20 protein-coding genes are annotated in these 23216 nt (G+C 60.7%); 8 read left to right on the forward strand and 12 right to left on the reverse strand.

Annotated elements, in window-relative coordinates; all coding sequences use genetic code 11:
* The first annotated feature begins 195 nt into the window (after positions 1-195).
* Positions 196-1395, forward strand: coding sequence for a formaldehyde dehydrogenase, glutathione-independent (gene fdhA / locus IB254_RS06280; protein WP_008035029.1), 1200 nt, complete (start codon positions 196-198; stop codon positions 1393-1395).
* A 185-nt stretch (positions 1396-1580) separates the two neighbouring features.
* A complete protein-coding gene (locus tag IB254_RS06285) occupies positions 1581-2129 on the forward strand; it encodes a DUF2780 domain-containing protein (protein ID WP_192416780.1) in 549 nt (182 codons plus the stop codon).
* A 1-nt stretch (position 2130) separates the two neighbouring features.
* Here IB254_RS06285 and IB254_RS06290 read toward each other — a convergent pair whose 3' ends face one another.
* Positions 2131-3018, reverse strand: a complete 888-nt coding sequence (locus tag IB254_RS06290; RefSeq protein WP_192416781.1) for an acyltransferase — start codon at positions 3016-3018, stop codon at positions 2131-2133.
* Positions 3019-3285: 267 nt separating this feature from the next.
* Here IB254_RS06290 and IB254_RS06295 point away from each other — a divergent pair, with 267 nt between their 5' ends.
* The 4 genes from IB254_RS06295 to creD all read left to right on the forward strand — a co-directional run bounded on the left by IB254_RS06295 (position 3286) and on the right by creD (position 7444).
* On the forward strand, positions 3286-3789 hold the full coding sequence (locus IB254_RS06295; RefSeq protein ID WP_008045158.1) for an ATP-dependent zinc protease: 504 nt from the start codon (positions 3286-3288) through the stop codon (positions 3787-3789).
* 74 nt (positions 3790-3863) lie between these two features.
* A complete protein-coding gene (gene creB, locus IB254_RS06300; protein ID WP_192416782.1) occupies positions 3864-4544 on the forward strand; it encodes a two-component system response regulator CreB in 681 nt (226 codons plus the stop codon).
* A complete protein-coding gene (gene creC / locus IB254_RS06305) occupies positions 4544-5962 on the forward strand; it encodes a two-component system sensor histidine kinase CreC (RefSeq protein WP_192416783.1) in 1419 nt (472 codons plus the stop codon). Before creB ends, creC begins: the two co-directional genes overlap by 1 nt.
* A 111-nt stretch (positions 5963-6073) precedes the next feature.
* On the forward strand, positions 6074-7444 hold the full coding sequence (creD, locus tag IB254_RS06310) for a cell envelope integrity protein CreD (RefSeq protein ID WP_192416784.1): 1371 nt from the start codon (positions 6074-6076) through the stop codon (positions 7442-7444).
* A 211-nt stretch (positions 7445-7655) separates the two neighbouring features.
* Here the strand turns inward: creD and IB254_RS06315 are convergent, their stop codons facing one another.
* The 8 genes from IB254_RS06315 to IB254_RS06350 all read right to left on the reverse strand — a co-directional run bounded on the left by IB254_RS06315 (position 7656) and on the right by IB254_RS06350 (position 16827).
* A complete protein-coding gene (locus IB254_RS06315) occupies positions 7656-8285 on the reverse strand; it encodes a glutathione S-transferase (protein ID WP_192416785.1) in 630 nt (209 codons plus the stop codon).
* A gap of 155 nt (positions 8286-8440) precedes the next feature.
* Complete coding sequence (locus tag IB254_RS06320) at positions 8441-8620, reverse strand: hypothetical protein (protein WP_192416786.1); 180 nt, start codon at positions 8618-8620, stop codon at positions 8441-8443.
* Positions 8617-9747 (reverse strand): PepSY-associated TM helix domain-containing protein, encoded by a 1131-nt coding sequence (locus tag IB254_RS06325; RefSeq protein ID WP_192416787.1) that lies wholly within the window; start codon positions 9745-9747, stop codon positions 8617-8619. Before IB254_RS06325 ends, IB254_RS06320 begins: the two co-directional genes overlap by 4 nt.
* A gap of 69 nt (positions 9748-9816) precedes the next feature.
* Entirely contained in the window at positions 9817-12225 is a 2409-nt protein-coding gene (locus tag IB254_RS06330) for a TonB-dependent siderophore receptor (RefSeq protein ID WP_192416788.1), read from the reverse strand.
* A gap of 208 nt (positions 12226-12433) precedes the next feature.
* Positions 12434-13405, reverse strand: coding sequence for a FecR domain-containing protein (locus IB254_RS06335; protein ID WP_192416789.1), 972 nt, complete (start codon positions 13403-13405; stop codon positions 12434-12436).
* Positions 13402-13920, reverse strand: a complete 519-nt coding sequence (locus IB254_RS06340) for an RNA polymerase sigma factor (protein ID WP_032829214.1) — start codon at positions 13918-13920, stop codon at positions 13402-13404. The genes IB254_RS06335 and IB254_RS06340 overlap by 4 nt, the downstream gene beginning before the upstream one ends.
* Positions 13921-14182: 262 nt before the next feature.
* Positions 14183-14890, reverse strand: coding sequence for a PolC-type DNA polymerase III (locus IB254_RS06345; RefSeq protein ID WP_192416790.1), 708 nt, complete (start codon positions 14888-14890; stop codon positions 14183-14185).
* Positions 14887-16827: a putative nucleotidyltransferase substrate binding domain-containing protein gene (locus IB254_RS06350; RefSeq protein ID WP_008035001.1), complete on the reverse strand. Its 1941-nt coding sequence runs from the start codon at positions 16825-16827 to the stop codon at positions 14887-14889. Before IB254_RS06350 ends, IB254_RS06345 begins: the two co-directional genes overlap by 4 nt.
* A 253-nt stretch (positions 16828-17080) precedes the next feature.
* Here IB254_RS06350 and IB254_RS06355 point away from each other — a divergent pair, with 253 nt between their 5' ends.
* Positions 17081-17527 carry a response regulator gene (locus IB254_RS06355; RefSeq protein ID WP_192416791.1) on the forward strand — a complete coding sequence of 149 codons (447 nt, stop codon included), beginning with the start codon at positions 17081-17083 and terminating at the stop codon, positions 17525-17527.
* Between the two features lie 195 nt (positions 17528-17722).
* Here IB254_RS06355 and IB254_RS06360 read toward each other — a convergent pair whose 3' ends face one another.
* On the reverse strand, positions 17723-19900 hold the full coding sequence (locus tag IB254_RS06360) for a malate synthase G (RefSeq protein ID WP_008045142.1): 2178 nt from the start codon (positions 19898-19900) through the stop codon (positions 17723-17725).
* A gap of 535 nt (positions 19901-20435) precedes the next feature.
* Between IB254_RS06360 and IB254_RS06365 the strand changes: the two genes are divergently transcribed.
* Positions 20436-20954: a glycine cleavage system protein R gene (locus IB254_RS06365; protein WP_192416792.1), complete on the forward strand. Its 519-nt coding sequence runs from the start codon at positions 20436-20438 to the stop codon at positions 20952-20954.
* A 215-nt stretch (positions 20955-21169) separates the two neighbouring features.
* On the opposite strand, the gene rarD is transcribed toward IB254_RS06365, so the two are convergent.
* A complete protein-coding gene (gene rarD / locus IB254_RS06370; protein WP_008034997.1) occupies positions 21170-22057 on the reverse strand; it encodes an EamA family transporter RarD in 888 nt (295 codons plus the stop codon).
* 150 nt (positions 22058-22207) lie between these two features.
* Positions 22208-23182 carry a serine/threonine protein kinase gene (locus IB254_RS06375; RefSeq protein WP_192416793.1) on the reverse strand — a complete coding sequence of 325 codons (975 nt, stop codon included), beginning with the start codon at positions 23180-23182 and terminating at the stop codon, positions 22208-22210.
* Positions 23183-23216 lie beyond the last annotated feature (34 nt).

Here is a 23216-nt window from a genome sequence, read left to right on the forward strand (position 1 = left end):
AGCAAGCCGGCTCCTACAGGGATTGAGGGCCGCCACAAAATTCGGCAACGGACGCGATCCCCTGTAGGAGCCGGCTTGCCGACGATGAGGCCCTTACAAGCAACACAAGACACACAGGCAATAACCCGAGCAATCAACGCGCCGCCGATCCTGGGCGACGCGGCTATTACATAAAAACAACAGCGAGGTGAAAGCATGTCTGGCAATCGTGGTGTGGTGTATCTCGGCGCTGGCAAGGTCGAAGTACAGAAAATCGACTATCCGAAAATGCAGGACCCGCGTGGCAGGAAGATCAACCACGCCGTGATCCTGCGCGTGGTTTCCACCAACATCTGTGGTTCCGACCAGCACATGGTGCGCGGTCGTACCACTGCTCAAACCGGTCTGGTATTGGGTCACGAAATCACCGGTGAAGTGATCGAGAAGGGCAGCGACGTCGAGAACCTGCAGATCGGCGACCTGGTGTCCGTTCCGTTCAACGTGGCTTGCGGGCGCTGCCGTTCCTGCAAGGAAATGCACACCGGCGTCTGCCTCAGCGTTAACCCGGCACGTCCGGGCGGTGCTTACGGTTACGTCGACATGGGCGACTGGACCGGCGGCCAGGCTGAGTACGCGATGGTGCCGTACGCTGACTTCAACCTGCTGAAACTGCCTGACCGCGATCGCGCGATGGAAAAAATCCGCGACCTGACCTGCCTCTCCGACATCCTGCCGACCGGTTACCACGGCGCAGTGACTGCTGGCGTTGGCCCGGGCAGCACGGTGTACATCGCCGGTGCCGGTCCGGTTGGTCTGGCGGCTGCCGCTTCCGCTCGCCTGCTGGGTGCGGCAGTGGTCATCGTCGGTGACGTCAACACCGTTCGCCTGGCGCACGCCAAGGCGCAGGGCTTCGAAATCGCCGACCTGTCCCTGGACACCCCACTGCACGAACAAATCGCCGCATTGCTGGGCGAGCCAGAAGTGGATTGCGCCATCGACGCCGTGGGCTTCGAAGCGCGCGGTCACGGCCATGACGGCGTGAAGCACGAGGCTCCGGCCACCGTGCTCAACTCGCTGATGGGTGTGGTTCGGGTAGCCGGCAAAATCGGTATCCCAGGCCTGTACGTGACTGAAGACCCGGGTGCCGTGGACGCGGCCGCGAAAATGGGCAGTCTGAGCATTCGCTTCGGTCTGGGCTGGGCCAAATCCCACAGCTTCCACACCGGCCAGACCCCGGTGATGAAGTACAACCGCCAGCTGATGCAGGCGATCATGTGGGATCGCATCAACATCGCCGAAGTGGTGGGCGTTCAGGTGATCAGCCTGGATCAAGCGCCTCAGGGCTACGGTGAGTTCGATGCCGGCGTGCCGAAGAAGTTTGTGATCGATCCACACAAACTGTTCAGCGCGGCATAAGGCTTCACGCAATGCAAAACGGCGACCCTCGGGTCGCCGTTTTTGTTTGAGTCATCCATCTGTCCAGTGACGAACGGGCCCAAAATGGGCGTAGCGCTGAGGAACATGCCGGCAGAAGCCGAGTCAAATCGGCAGGTTTTTCCGCCCATTGCCGGGCGGTTTTCATGGCGCAAGAGGATGTCTGGATGAAGTTTTCACGTGGTTTTGTACTGGCATCGCTCATGACTCTGGTGGCCAGTCCGGTCTTCGCGCAGTTCAGCTTGAGCGATGCAGCCAGTGCCATTTCCGGCATGAAGGACGATAACACCGCCACAGCGGCAGCGCCGACTGCTGAAACAGCCGATCTGCTGGGTGCGCTCAGCGAGTTGAACCTGACGCCACAACAATTGCTTGGCGGTACCGGAGCGATGCTCGGCCTGGCGAAGAATCAATTGAGTTCAACCGACTATTCGGAACTGGCCCAAAGCGTACCGGGCATCGACATGCTGTCCGGCGGCGGTGAACTGGGTGCCATCGCCGGTTTGCTCGGTTCGTCCGGCAAGGTGGCCGGGCTGGACAATGTCTTGGGCAACGTCAAGGACACCAATGACCTGAACAATGCGTTCAGCGCATTGGGCATGGAAAGCGGCATGATCGGTCAGTTTGCCCCGCTGATTCTGCAATACCTCGGTCAGCAGGGCGTCGCCGGCTCGCTGCTGCAGAACCTGGGCGGGATCTGGGGCGCCGGCACCTGATTCAGCGGCGCTCGGCGCGCAAGGCGTCGATGCGCCGGTCCTTCTCGATCCAGAGCTGGTTGACCCAGTTCTGGACCGTTTCGCGAAACACCGGATCGTTCTCGTAATCGCCCTGCCACAACGCGGGGTCGAGTTCGCGGGTCTTGATGTCGATGATGACCCTCGGCACGTTGCCGCTGATCAAATCCCAAAACCCCGGAATCTTCTGCTGCGGATACACCACCGTCACATCGAGAATGGCGTCCAGTTGTTCACCCATTGCCGCCAGCACAAACGCCACGCCGCCAGCCTTGGGCTTGAGCAAATGGGTGAACGGTGACTGCTGCTGAGTACTTTTTGCCGCCGTGAACCGGGTGCCTTCCAGGTAATTGACCACCGTCACCGGCTGGCGCTTGTACAGTTCGCACGCCGCTTTGGTGATCTCCAGGTCCTTGCCGGCAAGCGTCGGGTTCTTCGCCAGAAACGCCTTGGTGTAACGCTTCATGAACGGGTAATCCAGCGCCCACCACGCCAGGCCCAGGAACGGCACCCAGATCAGTTCTTTCTTGAGGAAAAACTTGAAGAACGGCGTGCGCCGGTTGAGCGTCTGGATCAGTGCCGGAATGTCTACCCAGGATTGGTGGTTGCTGATCACCAGATACGACGTGTCGACCCGCAGGTCATCGCCGCCTCGCACGTCCCATTGCGTGGGGATGCACAATCGGAAGATCAGCTTGTCGATCTCGGCCCAGGTCTCGGCGATCCACATCACTGCCGCTGATGCGTAATCACGCAAGCGGCCGGGCAGGACCAGTTTGAGCAGGGCAAACACCATCAGCGGCCCGAACAGGACCAGGGTGTTGAGCAACAGCAGCAGGGTAACGAAACAGCCGGTGAGCAGGCGGCGCATAAGTAACTCTTGAAAGCGTCTGGGCGCGCCATGATAAGCAGCTTCGGGCGACAGGCCAAATCGGAGGGGAACGAATGTTTCACGGTTGCGTGGGTATGCTGGGGCTGTGGTGATCATTCCGGCCCTTTCGCGGGCAAGCCTCGCTCCTACAGGTTTCCCGCTATCCCTGTAGGAGCGAGGCTTGCCCGCGAAGCGATCTCAAGAACGAACGAATTGCTCACCGACGGTCTAAAATTCCGCTGCCCACTTTCCCAGGATGCCCCTTACGTGAAATCCCTCCTCGCATTGCTTTCCCTCGTGGCCCTGCCGGTCCTGGCCGCCGAGCCGACCCTGTACGGGCGCTACGAATACATTGCGCTGCCGGAAATCGGCGGTGAAGTGCTCAAGGCCAAAATGGACACCGGCGCCCTGACCGCCTCGCTGTCGGCCAAGGACATCGAAACCTTCACCCGCGACGGCGAAGAATGGGTGCGCTTCCGCCTTGCCACCAAAGACGCGAGCAACAAGGTCTACGAACACAAGGTCGCGCGGATCAGCAAGATCAAGACCCGCTCCGAAGAGGACGAGGATGAAGATGTCGCGGCGCCCACCAAGCGTCCGGTGGTCGATCTGGAACTGTGCCTGGGCAACGTCAAGCGCACGGTCGAGGTCAACCTCACCGACCGCAGCAGCTTCAACTACCCGCTGCTGATCGGCGCCAAAGCCCTGCGTGAATTCGGCGCGGCCGTGAACCCGGCGCGGCGTTTTACGGCGGACAAGCCCGACTGCTGATTTCAAGTGGTCTCATTGACGTGACGTGAGGCATGGGGCACCGTTCGCCCACTCAACTGCCGGGCTCGGACGCCATGCCTCATATCCTGATTGTCGAAGACGAAGCGGCGATTGCCGACACCCTGATTTTCGCCTTGCAGGGCGAAGGGTTCACCACGACGTGGCTGAGCCTTGGCGCCGCCGCGCTGGAGCATCAGCGGCAGACGCCGGCCGATCTGATCATTCTCGACATCGGCCTGCCGGATATCAGCGGCTTCGAAACCTGCAAGCAACTGCGCCGTTTCAGCGAAGTGCCGGTGATTTTCCTCAGTGCGCGTGATGCGGAAATCGACCGCGTCGTGGGCCTGGAAATCGGCGCCGACGATTATGTGGTCAAGCCGTTCAGCCCACGGGAAGTGGCCGCACGCGTGCGGGCCATCCTCAAGCGCATGGCGCCGCGTGCAGTGCCCGACGCTGGCTATGCGCTGTTTCGCATCGACAGCGAGCGGGTACAGATCTGCTATCGCGGCCAGTTGCTGAGCCTCACCCGCCACGAATTCCGTCTGCTGCAATGCCTGTTGGAACAACCCGAACGCGTGTTCAGCCGTGAGCAGTTGCTCGATGCGCTGGGCGTCGCCGCCGACGCCGGGTATGAGCGCAGCATCGACAGCCACATCAAGAGCGTGCGCGCCAAATTGCGTCTGGTGAAGGCTGACGCCGAACCGATCCAGACCCATCGCGGCCTCGGTTACAGCTACAGTCCGGGGCACAGCTGATGCCCTTGGGGATCCGGATATTCCTGGTCTATGTGCTGTTCATCGGCCTGACCGGTTACTTCGTGCTCAACACCGTGATGGAGGAAATCCGCCCCGGCGTGCGTCAGTCCACCGAAGAAACCCTGGTCGATACCGCCAACCTGATGGCCGAAATCCTGCGCGATGATTTCAAGGCCGGCACGCTCAATCAGAACCGCTGGCCCGAATTGCTCAAGGCCTATGGCGAGCGGCAACCGAAGGCGAGCATCTGGGGGTTGCCGAAAAATCAGGTCAACCACCGCATCTACGTCACCGACGCCAAGGGCATCGTGGTGCTGGATTCCAGCGGTGTGGCGGTGGGTCAGGATTACTCGCGCTGGAACGATGTTCTGCTGACTTTGCGCGGTGAATACGGCGCCCGCTCCAGTCGCAGCGATCCGAACGATGCCAGCTCTTCGGTGATGCACGTTGGCGCACCGATCCGCGACAACGGTCAGATCATCGGCGTGGTCACCGTGGCCAAACCCAATAGTTCGTTGCAGCCTTACGTCGATCGCACTGAACGCCGATTGCTCGCGTATGGCGCCGGGCTGATCGGGCTCGGCTTGCTGTTTGGCGCGTTGCTGTCGTGGTGGCTGAGCGCGGCGCTGCGGCGCTTGACCGCTTATGCGAAAGCCGTGAGTGAAGGCCGGCGAGTCGAGGTTCCACACTATCGCGGCGGCGAGCTTGAGCAACTGGCGACTGCTGTGGAACAGATGCGCACGCAGCTCGAAGGCAAGGCCTACGTCGAGCGTTACGTGCACACGTTGACCCATGAATTGAAAAGCCCGCTGGCGGCGATTCGTGGTGCGGCGGAATTGCTGCAAGGGGAGATGCCGTTGGCGCAACGACAGCGTTTCGTCAGCAACATCGACAGCGAAAGCGTGCGGATGCAGCAGTTGATCGAACGGTTGCTGAACCTGGCGCAGGTTGAGCAGCGCCAAGGCTTGGAAGAGCGGGTGGCCGTGCCGTTGGCGGGTTTGGTCGATGAGCTGCTGAGTGCTCAGACCGGGCGCATCGAAGGCAAACGGTTACGCGTGGATCAGGCGATTCCAGGGGATCTGACGCTGACCGGTGAACCGTTTCTGTTGCGTCAGGCGCTGGGTAATCTGCTGGAAAATGCGCTGGATTTCACGCCGGTGAATGGCGTGCTGCGATTCAGCGCCGAGCGGATTGGCGAACAGATTGAGTTCAAACTGTTCAATCAGGCCGAAGCGATTCCCGAATACGCGTTGCCGCGATTGAGTGAGCGCTTTTATTCGTTGCCGCGTCCGGACAGTGGGCGCAAGAGCACAGGGTTGGGGCTCAATTTTGTAGAGGAAGTGGTGAAGCTGCATGGCGGGACATTGAGCATCGGCAATGTCGAGGGTGGTGTTGAAGTGACGTTGCGGCTGGCTTAGAACCGAGTCGCGGCCAATCGCCGGCCCAGTCTCCACATAATCTCCATACTCCCCCCACAAAACCCCCACACACCCATCCCAGACTCTCCCCATCCAAACAGGGAGAGTCCCATGAACCGAAATCTGACCATAAAACTCGGGGCCATTGCCCTGCTGATTCTGTTGCTGCTGATCCCGTTGCTGATGATCAACGGCGTGATCCAGGAGCGCCAGGAACTGCGCGACGGTGTGCTCGAAGACATCGCGCGCAGTTCCAGCTACAGCCAGCGCCTGAGCGGGCCGTTGATGGTGGTGCCTTATCGCAAAGTGGTACGCACCTGGAAGCTCAACGAAAAAACCAACGAGCGTTACCAGGACATCGGCGAAGAGCGCGGCCGTTTGTACTTCCTGCCGGAGCGTTTCGACCTCGACGGGCAGGTCCAGACCGAGCTGCGTTCGCGGGGCATCTACGAGGCGCGGCTGTTCCACGCCGACAACCGCATCAGCGGACACTTCTCGGTCCCGGCGCAACTGGGCATCAAGGAAGATTTCGCCGACTACCAGTTCGATCAGCCATTTCTCGCCGTCGGGATCAGCGACATTCGCGGCATCGAGAATGCATTGAAACTGGAGCTCAATGACCAGCGCCTGGACTTCATCCCCGGCAGTCAGGTGGGCTGGTTGGGCGAAGGTGTGCACGTGACGCTGCCAGCGCTTGACCCACGTCAGGCCACGGAGCTGGCCTTCGGTTTCGACCTGCGTTTGCAAGGCACCGGCCAGTTGCAGGTTCTCCCGGTGGGCAAGACCAGCAAAGTCTCGCTGGCCGCGAATTGGCCGCATCCGAGTTTCATCGGCAACTACCTGCCGACCCAGCGCGAAGTCTCCGATCAGGGCTTCACCGCGAATTGGCAGACCTCGTTTTTCTCCACCAACCTGCAAGAAGCGCTGAGCAGTTGCGTGTCCGGCGGCGACTGTGACGCGTTCAGCGGCCGCAGCTTCGGCGTGAGCTTCATCGACCCGGTGGACCAGTACCTGAAAAGCGACCGGGCGATCAAATACGCATTGCTGTTCATCGTCCTGACCTTCGCCGGTTTCTTCCTCTTCGAAGTCCTGAAGAGCCTGGCGGTGCACCCGGTGCAATATGCGTTGGTGGGCGTGGCGCTGGCGTTCTTTTATCTGCTGTTGCTGTCGTTGTCCGAGCACATCGGTTTTGCCCTGGCGTATCTGTTGTCGGCCAGCGGCTGTGTGTTGTTGATCGGTTTCTATGTCTGCCATGTGCTGCGCAGCGTGCGCCACGGCTTGAGTTTTTCGGCAGGATTGGCGGCGTTGTATGGCTTGCTCTATGGCTTGTTGAGCGCCGAGGATTACGCGCTGTTGATGGGGTCGTTGCTGTTGTTCGGGTTGCTGGGCGTGTTCATGGTGCTGACCCGCAAACTGGACTGGTACGGGATCGGGCAGAAGACAGCCAAGCCGCTTGAGTTCGATATCGGGGTGGTGGAATGAGTCGGTCGTTGGGGTTGCGTGAGGATCAGCGGGAGGGGGAGGTGTTGGCGACGCTGATTTTTGGGTTGTTTCCGGTAGATCCTGTGTGGTGCCATCGCGAGCAGGCTCGCTCCCACACTGGATCTCCAGTGAACACAAAATATATGCACACCACGAATCAAAATGTAGGAGTGAGCCCGCCCGCGAAGAGGCCGGAACAGTCAGCGAAAATCTAGCCCTTCGGCATCGTCGCCACCATCGAAGGTCGCTGGCTCACCTCAAAATACCAGTCCGCCAGCTTCGGATTCACCTCGCGCCATCCCAGATCCGGATGGCGCAGGTCGATGTAACCCAATGCACACGCCACACTGATCGCTGCCACATCGAAATGGCTGGTCAGCTCGGCAATCGCGTCTTTTTCCAGCAGCGCCAAGGCGCGGCGGATCTTGTCGCGTTGGCCGTCGAGCCATTCGTCCCAGTGTTTTTCCGGGGCGCGCAGGGCGACTTCGTATCGCACCAGCACCGCAGCGTCCATGATTCCGTCGGCCAGGGAGGCCAGGGTCAGGCGACGCCAGCGCGCGGAGCCTTCGCGGGGAATCAGCGGGTTGCCGACGTGTTGGTGGTCGAGGTAATCGAGAATCACCCGGCTGTCATGGATGACGTTGCCGTCGGCCAGGCGCAGGGCCGGGATTTTGCTCAGCGGGTTGTCATCGATCAGGGGCAGGTCCGGGGCGACCGGGGTCAGCACACAGTTTTGCAGGGCGACGCGGTCTTGCTGACCGGTCTCGTGCAGCAGCACCATGACTTTGCGAACGAAGGGCGACAACGGGTTGTGGTAGAGGGTCATGCTCGGGGCGGACATGGCAGCATCTCGGTCGGTTTGCAGTGTCGGGAGCATAGCGCGTGGATCACACAACTTGTAGGAGCCGGCTTGCTGGCGATGGCATCACCTCGGTGCATCTGAAAAACCGAGTCGATGCCATCGCCAGCAAGCCGGCTCCTACAGGTTTGGTGTGGTTAGCGGCGTTGCAGGAGGCCGCGCAGGGCCAGCGCGGCAGGAATGCCCAAGCCGAGCCAGCTCAAACCATCCCACACACCATCGCCCAGTAACGCGGCGAACAACCCGGCAGCGCTGAGCAGCGCGATGACGGTGGGCGTGGAGAAGACCTTCCAGAAATTCGACTGCCGCGGCTTCATGCGTTGGCCTCCGCTTGTTCCAGTACAGGCCTTGCCGCTTTGCGCCGCACGACCCACAGGTAAACCCCGCTGCCGAGCACGATGATGGTCAGGACATCGAGGGTCGCCCAGAGGATTTTCATCGGCATGCCGCCGTAATCGCCGAAGTGCAACGGTTGCGACATGCCCATGGCGTCCATGTACCACGGCCGTTCGGCCACGGCGGTGACTTGCAGGGTACTGGCGTCGATCAGCACCGGCGTCAGCAGATGCGAGGTCAGGTGCGTGCTGCCCTTCATGAACACCGCGTAATGGTGCTCACTGGAAAACCGCGTACCGGGGAAGGCGATGAAGTCTGGCTGCATACCGGGCGCGACTTCTTTGGCGATGTCGAGCAAGCGGGTTGCAGGCGCGAGTTGCGTCAGCGCCGGCGCATCGCGATACGGTGCGACCATCGCGCTCAGGCTGTCATTGCGCCACGCGGCGATCAGCAGGTCGGCGCAGGCACTGATGACGCCGGTGACGCCGACCACCAGCGCCCAGGTCAGGGTGACGACGCCGATCAGGTTATGCAGGTCGAGCCAGCGCAGGCGCGTGGATTTGTCCTGGCGTACGGTGGCGAATTTCAACCGACGCATGAACGGCAGGTACAGCACCGTCCCGGACACGATAGCCACTACAAACAGAATCCCCATGAACGCCAGCAGCAGCTTGCCCGGCAGGCCGGCGAACATGTCCACGTGCAGGCGCAGCATGACCATCATGAAGCCGCCGTTGGCCGATGGCATCTCCAGCGCTTCACCGGTGCGGGCGTCGAGCATGAACGTGTGCGACGAATTCGGTTCGGTGCCGGCGGTGGCAGCCATGATCGCGATGGCGGCGTTCGGTTCGTCTTCGTCGAAGCCGAAATACTGCATGACTTCGCTGGGCCGATGTTTTTGGGCTGCCTGCACCAACTGCTGCAGATTCAGCTGCGGGGTGTCGGCCGGCAGTTGCTGCAACTCGGCGGCATCGCCCAGCAAGTGGTCGATTTCGTGGTGGAAGATCAACGGCAAGCCGGTCAGCGCCAGCATCAGCAGGAAGACCGTGCAGATCAGGCTGGTCCAGGTGTGGACAAAGGACCAGCGGCGAATGGTTTTGCTTTTCATGACCCATCCAAATGCAAAAGGGCCACGGCTGTACCGTGACCCTTGTGTGGCTGTAATCCGCTCAGCGGATTACCACTTGTAGTTGACTGCCGCCACGACATTGCGCTCGTCGCCGTAGTAGCACCAGGTGCCATCGCAGGTCGACAGGTAGTCCTTGTTGAAGAGGTTCTTCGCGGTGACGTCAACCGAAACGCCTGCCAGTACCGGGTTGATGCGGCTCAGGTCGTAATGCACGGCGGCGTCGTACACGGTGTACGAACCCACGTGACCATTGTTGGTGTTGGCCGTGTTGCCGTAGGTATCGCCGACATAACGCACGCCAGCGCCCACGCCAAAACCGTCGAGCACACCGGTGTGCCACGTGTAATCGGACCACAGGGAGGCCTGATTGCGCGGGACCAGTTTCATCCGGTTGCCCTTGTCGTCGCCCTTGAGGATCTCGGTATCGGTGTAGGTGTAGGAGCCCACCAGTTTCAGGTTGTCGGTGACATCGGAGACGGCTTCCAACTCGATACCGCGCACTTTCAATTCACCGATCTGGCTGGTGACGTTGTTCTGCGACACCGACACGTTCTGCTGGCGCAGGTCGAACGCGGCGGCGGTCAGTAAGGTGCGGCTGCCCGGTGGCTGGTACTTCACGCCAACTTCGGTCTGCTTGCCTTCGGTGGGTTTGAACGACTTGGTCGAACTGGCATCGGCGCCCATCGAAGGCTGGAACGACTCGGTGTAGGAGATGTACGGCGTGATCCCGGAGTCGAACACGTAACTCAGGCCTGCGTTGCCGCTGAAAGCCTTGTCGCGCTGGGTGTTGGTGGCATCGCCCTGGTTATTGAACTGTGTCGAGCTGTGAGTCCAGTCTTCGCGGCCGCCGAGGGTCAGGCGCCATTTGTCCAGGGAGATCTGGTCCTGGGCGTAGAGGCCGGTCTGGTTGGTTTTCTGGTTGTAGTCGTAAAAGGTGTTGTACGCGACGTTGGAGAAGTCCGCACCACGGATTGGCTTGATCACATTGCTGTCGGGCGCGTTGCCTTCCAGCCATTTGTAATTGGTGTTGGTCCGCTGGTGGTCCAGGCCCAACAGCACGACATGGCTCAGCGCGCCGGTCTGGAAGTCGGCCTGGAAGTTGTTGTCCACGGCGAACTGACTGATGTCCTCATCAACCTGATCGACCAGGCGGCGCAGGGTGCCGTCCGCCGCCACGACGTCACCGAACGATGCATAGGCTTGCTGGAACGACAGATCGCTTTTGGTGTAACGCAGGTTTTGCTTGAACTGCCAGACATCGTTCAGGCGATGGTCGAAGGCGTAACCCAGTGCGTAATAGGTGCGGTCGTAGTGATCGGAGTCCGGATCGCCAAGGTTTTTATGGTGCGAAATTTTCGCCCCGGCCGGAGAGGCCAGTTTGGTGCCTTGCAGAGGCAGGAACTGGCCGCTGACCCCGGTATCGTCGCGGGTGAACTGCGAGAGGAAGGTCAGGTGTGTGTCGTCGTCGATGTTCCAGGTCAGGCTCGGTGCGAGGTTGTAGCGCTTGTCATCAATGTGGTCGACCGGCATGCCGCTGTCACGCACCACACCGTCGACGCGGTACAGGAACTGACCCTCGTCATCGATTTTTCCGGTGCTGTCGAAGCTGATTTGCTTGCGATTGTTGCTGCCGACTTCGGCCCGCACTTCGTGGCTGGCAATGGCATCGGGACGGCGGCTGACCATGTCGAGCATGCCGCCCGGTGGCGTCTGGCCGTATACCGAAGAGGCCGGGCCGCGCAGGAGCGTGATGCGTTCCAGGTTCCAGGTTTCAGCCTTCGGGTTGGCGTAGGAACCTTTTGGCAACGGCAGGCCGTCGAGGAACTGGGTTGGCTCGAAGCCGCGTACACGCAGCCAGTCGGCGCGGGAGTCGCTGCCATAGCTGCTGGCGATCACGCCTGGCATGTAACGCACGGCGTCATCGAGGTTCTGTACACCGCGATCTTCCATCTGGGCGCGGGTGATCACCGACATCGAGCGAGGTGCTTCGACAATCGGCGTATCGGTCTTGGTGCCGGCAGCGGTGCGAGTGGCGACGTAACCGTCAACCGGGCCCCAGGCGTTTTCCGTGTTTTCTACGCCGATCACGCTGGTTTCCGGCAGGGCCACCACGCCTTCAGGCATGGCCACCAGGCTGTAGGTGCCAGTGCTGCTCTGTTCCAGTTGCAGACCGGTGCCACGCAAAGCTGCCTGCAAGGCGCCAACCGCGTCGAACTGGCCATTGACCGGTGCCGACATCTTGCCCGCCGCCAGCGACGGATTCAGCGACAGCGCCAGGCCCGACTGGCTGGCGATCTGGTTCAACGTTGTGGCCAATGGCGCGGCCGGCAGGTTGTAGGCGCGAACGCTGGACGCTTGTTCGGCGGCGATCAGTTGGCTACTGGCCAGAGGGGCGCAAAGGGCAATGGCGACCGCCAGCAGACTGGGGCGCAACAAGGTGTTTAGCGAACGGGACATGCAACGGCTCCTGAAAGGGAATACTTCTCAATTGCCTAGGTGCCGGACGAGAATCAAAAAGTGATAGGGCTGGATGAAAATAATTTCGATTCAGCAATTGTGGTGAGGCTGATGGCCCCATCGCGAGCAGGCTCGCTCCCACAGGGGATCGCGGTCAAATGTGGGAGCGAGCCTGCTCGCGAAGGCGTCCGCTCAGACGACAACTTTCTCAGGGCTTGGCATCAGCCTTCGCCACCGTCACCCACCACGGTGTGTGCTGTTCGATCTGCACCGGCAGCGTCGGCAACAGTGCGCTCAACGCCAGATCGGTATCGTGCAACGGAAAACTGCCAGTAATGCGCAGGTCAGCGATCTCGGGCGCCACGCCCAGATGCCCGCGCCGATAACGACCGAGCTCGTGAACCAGGTCTTCCAGCCGTGCGTTGTCCACCACCAGCATGCCGCGGGTCCAGGCGTCGGCACCGAGGTTGAGCGCGATGATCGGCCCCAGGCCATTGTTGCGCATCAGCACTTGCTGGCCTTCGTGCAGGATCTGTTCTTCAGTGCCCGACTCGGGGTGGGCGGCCACGGCGGACTGCAGCACGCTCAGGCGCGTGCCTTCTTCCTCGCGCTTGACCAGGAACCGCGTGCCCAGCGCGCGCATGCTGCCTTCGCGGGTTTCGACGATAAACGGCCGGGCGTCGCCATGACCGGTTTCGACGAGGATTTCCCCTTCCTGAAGAATCACCCGGCGCTGCTTCTCATCAAAGCGCACATCCACGGCGCTGTGAGTGTTGAGGTTGATCAGCGTGCCGTCGCTCAGGCGCAGGGTGCGTTGCTCGCCGGTGGCGGTGCGCTGATCCGCCAGCCAATAGTCGACCGGCAGATAGCGATCACCGGCAAACAGCGCCAGGCCAAGCACCGCAACGATGCTGGCCACGCCACTGCCGAGTTTGCGCACCCGTCGGCGAATGCTTTCGCGCGATTGCAGCAACGCAGTGCGGGCCGGGCCGCTGGCCACGCTGAAACGCTGGTCGAGCATGCCCAACTGGCGCCAGGCGCGGGCGTGCTCTTCGTGGGCGGCGTGCCATTTGGCAAACTCTTCGCGCTCCACCGGGGTGCCGGAATCCAGCGACAATTGCCAGGCAATCGCGGCGTCCAGCACCTGTGCCGAGACGGGTTTGGAACTGACCGGGCTCACACCGGCTCACCGTACAGCGCGATGTAGCACTGACGAATGCCCTGAGCCAGGTACTGACGCACCCGCGGCACCGACACGCCCAGGCGCTGGGCGATTTCCGCGTGGCCGAGGCCGTCCAGACGGTTGTAGAGAAACGCCGCCCGCGCCTTGCTCGACAACTTGCCGAGCAGGCGGTCGATGTTTTTCAGGTCCTCGAGGATCATTTGCTGTTCTTCCACCGACGGTTGTTCGCCTTCAGGGATCAGCATCAGTTCGGTGAGGTAGGCCTGTTCCAGCGCAGCGCGGCGGAAATAGTCGAACAGCAGGCCCTTGGCAATCGCCACCAGAAACGCCCGCGGTTCGCGAGGTTCGTTCAGTTGATCACGGCCCAGCAAGCGCACGAAGGTGTCCTGACTCAGGTCTTCGGCCCGTTGCGGGCAGGCGACATTGCGTCGAAGCCAGGCCAATAGCCAACTGCGGTGGTCGCGATATAACGCACCGACGAGCTCACTGTGGGGGCTTTGGACTGACGACACGCAGCATCACCGATTGGGAAGTGTTAACTAACGAGAATTGTTCGCGATTGTGGCAGAGGCGGGGGAGGTAAGCAATTGGCCACTGGTCAGGTGGTTTTGATGGGCGTGTGTTCAGCCAGACCGCGTTATCGTTCATCGCCGGCAAGCCAGCTCCTACAGGGTTTGTGTCGTTCACGGAATCGGCGGGCAACACAAACCCTGTAGGAGCTGCGGTGCGGCGATCCGACTTGCCAGCGATGGCGTCGGAACAGGCGCTACAAATTTAAAAGGAAGGCGCCCGCTGCCTGCGCTTCCACTGACTCAACCGCTGTTGCAGATTCAACGGGCTATGAATCTGCTGCTGCCGCGCGCGGCTGAACAGGATCAGCGCCAGCTCGGCGGTCGCCAGCGCATCGGCACTGGCGTTGTGGCGTTCGAACACCTCGAGCTTGAACCAGTCGATCCACTCATCCAGCCCCGCCTCGCGAATGTGCGCCTGAGGGCAGAGCAGGGGGGCGATATCCGCCACATCCAGAAACGGATGCTGCAACTTGTAGCCCAGATGATCTTTCAGTGCGCGGCCGAGCATGTGCTGGTCAAACGGCGCATGAAACGCCAGCACCGGGCTGTCGCCGACAAACTCCATGAACTCGACCAACGCCTGCGCCGGATCACTGCCGGCGGCAATCGCGCTCGGGCCCAAACCGTGAATCAACACGCTCGGCGCCACTTTCATGTCCGCGCATTGCAGAGTGCGTTCGAACTGCTGACTGAAGTCGATCGCCCCGTCCTCAATCACCACCGCCCCGATGGACAGCACCCGATCCTTGTTCAGGTTCAACCCTGTGGTTTCCAGATCCAGCACCACCCAGCGCTGCTCGCGCAGGCTGCATTCTCTGAGCTCGGCCCGCGCCGGCAAGCGTTGCAGACGTTGCAGCAAGTCCCCGGACAGCATCGGCCCTGCCGGACGCAGCCATGAAAACAGGCTCATAGCTGATACCGCAGGGTCAGGCTGCTTTGCAGGCGTTGGGCCTGGCGCAGGGATTCACGCAGGATGCGTCGGTCCAGATGATTGAGGCTGTCGGGATCGACCCGGTTGGAGTAGGGCAAATTCTCCCGGGTCTGTAGCTGATGTTGCTGCATGCGGGTTTGCTGAATGAAGTGATACGCCTCTTCGTACGCCGCACCGTCCAGTCGATCAATGACTTCTTTGTCGACCAACTGGCGAAAGCGCTCCAGCGTATTGTTCGCCTCGATGCCATGGGCCAAGGCCAACAGTCGGGCGCCGTCGACAAACGGGGTCAGGCCCTGGACTTTCAGGTCCAGCGTGGCTTTCTCGCCATTTTTGCGCGCCAGCACAAACTCGCGGAAACGCCCTACGGGTGGACGGTTGCGCAAGGCGTTCTCGGCCATCATTCGCTGAAACAATCGGTTGTCGGCAACCTGATCGAGAATCCCCCGACGCAGCTGCTCGCAGCTTTGCTCGTCGCCCCAGACCACGCGCAGGTCGAAATAGATGCTCGAGCCCAGCAGGTTTTCCGGCGTCGCCTCACGAATAAATGCCGCAAAACGCCGCGCCCATTCGGCCCGGGACAAACACAGCTCGGGGTTGCCGGCCATGATGTTGCCTTTGCACAGGGTAAAACCGCAGAGCGCCAGGCTCTGGTTGATCTGCTGAGCGATGGGCAGCAACTTGCCGCGAATCTCGGCGGCGTGCGCGGCGTCCCGCGCTTCGAACAGAATGCCGTTGTCCTGGTCGGTGTGCAGCGTCTGCTCGCGGCGGCCTTCGCTGCCGAAACACAACCAACTGAATGGCACGCCCGGGTCGCCTTTCTCGGCGAGGGTCAGTTCGATCACCCGGCACACGGTGTGATCGTTGAGCAGGGTGATGATGTGGGTGATCTGGGTCGAGGACGCACCGTGGGCCAGCATGCGCTCGACCAATTGACCGATCTCGCCGCGCAGCGCCACCAGGTTTTCCACGCGCTGGGCGCTGCGGATGGTTCGCGCCAGATGCACGAGGTCGACCCGTTGCAGGGAAAACAAGTCGCGCTCCGAGACCACGCCGCACAGACGCTGGTCCTTGACCAGGCAGACGTGAGCGATGTGCCGCTCGGTCATGGCAATCGCGGCATCGAAAGCGCTGTGGTCCGGCGTCAGGAAAAACGGCGCCTGGGTCATGTGCCGTTCGATGGCTTCGTTGAAGTCGTTGATGCCTTCGGCCACAACATGGCGCAAGTCGCGCAGGGTGAAAATACCCAACGGCGCCTTGTGTTCATCGACCACCACAATGCTGCCGACCTGCTGCTCGTGCATCAGGGTGACCGCTTCCCGCAGCGGCGTGGTCGGGCTGCACGTCACCGGGTGACGCATGGCCAATTCGCCCAGACGGGTATTCAGCGAGTATTGGGTGCCGAGGGTTTCCACGGCTTTTTGCTGGACTTGCTGGTTGACCTGGTCCAGCAAACTGCTCACGCCGCGTAGGGCAAAGTCACGAAACGCGTTGGAAAGTGCGAACAGTTTGATGAACGCCAGCTTGTTCAGCTGTAGGCAAAAGGTGTCTTCGGCAGCCAGATGTTCAGTGCGCGTCGCACGCTCACCCAGCAGCGCGGCGAGGGGGAAACATTCGCCGGTGGTGATTTCGAAGGTGGTTTCCGTGCCGCCCTTGGCCGTGTGGGGACGTTCACCCACGACCCGGCCCTGTTTGACGACGTAGAAATGCTCAACCGGGCCATCGGCGGGCTTGATGATGCTCTCGCCGGGGGCATAAAAACGTAGCTGACATTGTTCAACCAGGTACGCCAGGTGAGCGTGTTCCATTTGATTGAAGGGCGGGAAGCGCTGAAGGAATTGCAAAGTGCCCTGGATGTTCTGCAATACCGCGGTTTTCCCTGCCTGTGTGAAGGCGTCCGCTTTACTCATAACCATTACCGCAGTCTTTTATGAATTGTTGTTGTCGGATGACTCAGTCATGGTCGGCCCCTGCGCGCGGGGTGCCCATTGGACGTAAGTCTAGGTCGGGCCTTGCGGCGATGAAATTTCGGAAATGCCTTACACAATCTTGGGAAGAACCTATCCTTCCCCCTATAGGAAATAAATCCGACGAAGTGCACATTGAAGGCCCGCTTAGCGATGTCTCACCACTGTGCTAGGGAATGATATTGGATGCTTAGAGAAAACCATGTCCGACCACGATATTTTGAGTGACGCCGAGCGCGAGGCGCTGAGTGCCGTCATGCTGGAACCCGACTTGCCGCCGCAACGGGTGCTGATCGTCGATGACGATAAAGATGCGCGCGAGCTGTTGTCGGAGATTCTTGGTCTGGATGGTATTCGTTGCATGACCGCAGCCAGCGGTGAAACCGCGCTCAAGATGCTGGCAGAGAAACCCTCGATAGGCCTGGTGATTACTGATCTGCGGATGGGGCGCATTGATGGCCTGGAGTTGATCCGCGAGGTCCGTGAGTCCGTTCGGGGCGCCATGCCGTTCATCATCGTTTCCGGCGATGCCGACGTGAAGGACGCGATTGCCGCCATGCATTTGAGCGTGGTGGATTTTTTGCTCAAGCCGATTGATAGCGCGAAACTGCTAAAGCTGGTCAAGCATGAGTTGGGGTTGGAGCCTTAACCAAAACCTGTCGGTCCTGAACATTTCCCTGTAGGAGCCGGCTTGCCGGCGATCGCGGTGTAACAGTCAACATAGATGTTGAATGTCACGGCCCCATCGCCGGCAAGCCGGCTCCTACAGGGGATAGCATTTGCAAACAAAAAAGGCCCTGATCCGAAGATCAGGGCCTTTTTTTGTCACGGCATCAACGCTCGGTTACAGGCCATTTGCAGCCTTGAACTCGCGACGACGACGGTGCAGAACCGGCTCGGTGTAGCCGTTCGGCTGTTTGGTGCCTTCAACCACCAGTTCGACCGCCGCCTGGAAGGCGATGTTGCTGTCGAAGTTCGGTGCCAGCGGACGGTACAGCGCGTCATTGGCGTTCTGACGGTCAACCACCGGCGCCATGCGCTTGAGGCTTTCCATCACTTGCGCTTCGGTGACGATGCCATGACGCAACCAGTTGGCGATGTGCTGGCTGGAGATACGCAGCGTGGCACGGTCTTCCATCAGGCCGATGTCATTGATGTCCGGCACTTTCGAGCAGCCAACACCCTGGTCGATCCAGCGCACCACGTAACCGAGAATGCCCTGGGCGTTGTTGTCCAGTTCGTTCTTGATCTGTTCCGCGGTCCACTGCGGGTTTACCGCCAGCGGGATGGTCAGGATGTCATCCACCGAGGCGCGTGCACGTTTGGCCAGTTCGGCCTGACGGGCGAACACGTCGACCTTGTGGTAGTGCAGCGCGTGCAGCGCGGCAGCCGTTGGCGATGGCACCCAAGCAGTGTTGGCGCCGGCCAATGGGTGAGCGATTTTCTGTTCAAGCATCGCCGCCATCAGGTCGGGCATCGCCCACATGCCTTTACCGATCTGTGCGCGACCCTGCAGGCCGGTGCTCAAACCGATATCGACGTTCCAGTTCTCGTAGGCGCCGATCCACTTCTCGGCCTTCATGTCGGCCTTGCGCACCATCGGGCCGGCTTCCATGGAGGTGTGGATTTCATCGCCCGTGCGGTCGAGGAAACCGGTGTTGATGAACACCACGCGCTCGCTGGCGGCCTTGATGCAGGCCTTGAGGTTGACCGTGGTTCGGCGCTCCTCGTCCATGATCCCGACTTTCAGGGTGTTGCGCGGCAAGCCGAGCACGTCTTCGATGCGACCGAACAGCTCGTTGGTGAACGCAGCTTCTTCCGGACCGTGCATCTTCGGCTTCACGATGTAGACCGAACCGGTGCGGCTGTTCTTGCGCGAGCTGTTGCCGTTGAGGCTGTGGATCGCCGCCAGGCAGGTCACCAGGCCATCGAGAATGCCTTCCGGCACTTCGTTGCCGTCTTTATCGAGGATCGCGTCGATGGTCATCAGGTGACCGACGTTGCGCACGAACAACAGCGAACGACCGTGCAGGCTCAATTCCTTGCCATCGACGCCGGTGTAGGTGCGGTCGGCGTTCATGGTGCGGGTAAAGGTCTTGCCGCCCTTGGAGACTTCTTCCGACAGGTCGCCCTTCATCAGGCCGAGCCAGTTGCGGTAGATCACCACTTTGTCATCGGCATCGACAGCGGCGACGGAGTCTTCGCAGTCCATGATGGTGGTGAGTGCAGCTTCCATCAGGATGTCTTTGACGCCGGCAGCGTCGGTCTGGCCGACCGGGGTGCTGGCATCGACCTGGATTTCGAAATGCAGGCCGTTGTTTTTCAGCAGGATCGCGGTCGGTGCAGCGGCATCGCCGTGGAAACCGATCAGCTGAGCGTCGTTGCGCAGGCCGCTGTTGCTGCCGCCTTTAAGGGCGACCACCAGTTTGCCGCCGACGATCTTGTAGCCGATGGAGTCGACGTGGGAGCCGGCAGCCAATGGCGCCGCTTCGTCGAGGAAGGCACGGGCGAAGGCAATCACCTTGTCGCCGCGAACCTTGTTGTAGCCTTTGCCTTTTTCCGCGCCGTCAGCTTCGCTGATGGCGTCGGTGCCATAGAGCGCGTCATACAGCGAACCCCAGCGGGCGTTCGAAGCATTGAGCGCGAAACGCGCATTCATCACCGGCACCACGAGCTGCGGGCCGGCCATGCGGGCGATTTCGTCATCGACGTTTTGCGTCGTTGCCTGGAAATCGGCCGCTTCTGGCAGCAGATAACCGATGTCTTGCAAGAAGGCTTTATAAGCCACGGCATCGTGCGCCTGACCGGCACGGGATTGGTGCCAACCGTCGATACGAGCCTGGAAATCATCGCGTTTGGCGAGTAGGGCTTTGTTCTTCGGCGCCAGGTCGTGAATGACCTTGTCGGCACCGGCCCAGAATTTATCGGCGGTGAGGCCGGTTCCGGGAATGGCTTCGTTGTTCACGAAGTCGAACAGGACTTTGGCGACCTGCAGGCCACCGACTTGAACGTGTTCAGTCATTGCTTGCCTCACTCTGCTCAGCTATTTCGCTTTTCAGCTCTTCAAATTAACAATGAAGCCTCTGGCTATTTAAACCACAAACCCCTTCCACCAGTACATGCCATTTCGGGCGGCTGGGATGGAACCGATCAACGGCGTTGAGGCCTTGCTGATAGGGCTTTCAGGGCTGCGACTGCGCCTGTGGCAGACATCGATCCAACGTTATGTAGTGTGCGCTGCGGCATACTACATGATGAATTGCGGTTGTGAAAATTAGACTAATTACGTCGTTCTGCGACCCCGTGACGCATTGCAGTCACGTCGGGGATAGGGATGTTCTCAAAAAAGTATGAGATTGTTCCAGTTAAATATAAGAAGTTGTACACGATTTGTTGTCCGCTTCAGATTGGCGGTGCTCCGGATCGCTGGCAAGCCAGCTCCTACAAGGTTTGTGCAAGACCCTGTAGGAGCTGGCTTGCCAGCGGGCGCCAGACGAATCAACACAGGATCGCCCCTTGCCTATACTTCTCTTTCTACAACAAAAGAGGGCTGCGCCATGGACCACCTCGTACTCACTGTTTTCGCACCGGACAAGCCTGGGCAGGTCGAGCGCATCGCCCAGTGCATTGCCGAGCACGGCGGCAACTGGCTGGAAAGCCGCATGTCACGCATGGCCGGGCAGTTTGCCGGGATTCTTCGGGTGGGCGTGCCGGCCGAGGCCTACGACGAATTGGTCGATGCCTTACAGGCGTTGTCCACCCATGGCATTCGCGTGCTGATCGCCGAAAGCGGCATCGAACAATCCTGCACCTGGAAACCGATTGCGATGGAACTGGTCGGCAATGATCGCCCCGGGATCGTGCGCGACATCACGCGTCTGTTGAGTGAGCAAGGGGTCAACCTGGAGCGGCTGGTGACGGAAGTGCGTCCGGCGCCTATGAGCAGCGAGCCGTTGTTCCACGCCGAAGCGATTCTTGCGGTGCCGCTGACCTTGTCGCTGGACGTGTTGCAGTCGCGCCTGGAAACCCTGGCGGACGATTTGATGGTGGAGTTGGTATTGCGCAGCGACCCCTGACAGGGTTATCCAAGTTATACGTGCACCTGCCTGTGGATAACCTGTAGAGACAGCCCGCCAGCCCACGCCGGCCGGGCTTCTTCAAGATCTGATCAAAAAAACATCAGTTTCAACAAGTTGCGCACAAACGCCGGGGATCACGCTGTGGATAACCTTGGGAAGGATCGATGCAGGCCACGAGAGGCGTGGCCTGCAGAGGTTTGTACGATTTTTGATCAGCTGCGGCGGCGCAGACTTATCCACGCATCGATGCTGTAAACCGCCAGGCCTGCCCAGATAAAGATGAAGGCGACCAGTGTGCTGGACGACAGATGCTCGCCAAACAGCAGCACGGCTTGCAACAGCACCAATGTCGGCGCCAGGTACTGGAGAAATCCGAGTGTCGTGTAGGGCAAATGCCGTGCGGCGGCGTTGAAACACACCAGCGGTACCAGCGTTACCGGACCCGCAGCGACCAGCCACCAGGCTTCGGACGTGGTCCAGAATTCGGGTTGGGCGCTGACGGCCGTCTGATTGAACAGCAGCCAGGCAATGGCAATCGGCACCAGCATCCAGGTTTCCACCACCAGGCCCGGCAGCGCCTTGACCGGCGCCTGCTTGCGGATCAATCCGTAGAAGCCGAACGTCAACGCCAGCACCAGCGACACCCACGGCAGACTGCCGACTTGCCACACCTGTTGCGCGACGCCGACCGCCGCCAGTCCCACGGCAATCCACTGCATACGCCGCAACCGTTCGCCGAGGATCAGCATCCCCAGCAACACGTTCACCAGCGGGTTGATGTAGTAACCGAGACTGGCTTCAAGCATGCGCCCGTTGTTCACCGACCAGACGTACGTCAGCCAGTTGGCCGCGATCAGCGTGCCGCTCAAGGCCAGGATCGCCAGCCGTTTCGGGTTGTCACGCAACTCGCGCCACCAGCCCGGATGCTTCCACACCATCAGCAGCAATGCGCCGAACAGCGCCGACCAGAGCACGCGATGGATGATGATCTCCACGGCGGGCACGTTGGCAATGGCTTTGAAGTAGATCGGGAACAGGCCCCAGATGATGTAGGCACTCAGGCCCAGGATGTACCCGCGACGGGGGTTGGCGGCTTGCATGCAGAATCCTTGCTTAGGCAGCTAACAAAGAGAGGATTGTATAGACATGTCAGATATTTTGTAGGAGCCGGCTTGCTGGCGATGGCATCGACGCGGTCGTTCTGAATGACAGCGGTGATGCCATCGCCAGCAAGCCGGCTCCTACAAGGGTTAGAACAGTTTCAGGGGTTCTTCGTTGAGGGCGGCGAGTTGCTCGCGCAACGCCAACACCTGATCACCCCAATACCGCTCCGTCCCGAACCACGGAAAACTGTGCGGGAACGCCGGGTCATCCCAGCGGCGTGCCAGCCACGCGCTGTAATGCATCAGGCGCAGCGCGCGCAGCGGTTCGATCAGCGCCAACTCCCGCGGGTCGAAATCGTGAAACTCGTTGTAGCCGTCCATCAATTCCGACAACTGCCCCAGACATTCCTGACGGTCACCGGCGAGCATCATCCAGATGTCCTGCACCGCCGGGCCCATGCGGCAGTCGTCCAGGTCGACGATGTGGAACATCTCGTCGCGGCACATCATGTTGCCGGGGTGGCAATCGCCGTGCATGCGGATGTTCTGGTGCGGCGTGGCGTTGTAGACCTCTTCCACACGCTTGAGCAGATCACGGGCGACAGACTCGTAGGCCGGCAGCAGGCTTTTAGGGATGAAGTTGCCTTCGAGCAAGGTTGTCAGCGAGGCATGACCGAAGTTCTTCACGCCCAGGGCTTCACGGTGTTCGAACGGTTTGGTCGAGCCGACGGCGTGCAGGCGACCGAGCAGTTGGCCCAGCCGATACAGCTGATCGAGATTGCCCGGCTCCGGTGCGCGGCCACCACGGCGGGGGAACAGGGTGAAACGGAAACCGTTGTGTTCGTGCAGGCTGGCACCGTTGTGAATCATTGGCGCCACCACCGGCACGTCGCACTCGGCGAGTTCGAAGGTGAACTGGTGTTCTTCGAGAATCGCTTCGTTGGTCCAGCGCTGCGGGCGGTAGAACTTGGCGATCAGTGGCTCGGAGTCTTCGATGCCGACCTGATAGACGCGGTTCTCGTAGCTGTTGAGCGCCAGAATGCGCGCGTCGCTGAGAAAGCCGATGCTTTCGACGGCATCGAGCACGAGGTCTGGGGTGAGGGTTGCAAACGGGTGGGCCATGCTGACTCCTGCGCGCAGCAGGCTGCCGCGTCCG

The organism is Pseudomonas sp. PDM03 (assembly GCF_014852385.1).
Lineage (GTDB): Bacteria > Pseudomonadota > Gammaproteobacteria > Pseudomonadales > Pseudomonadaceae > Aquipseudomonas > Aquipseudomonas migulae.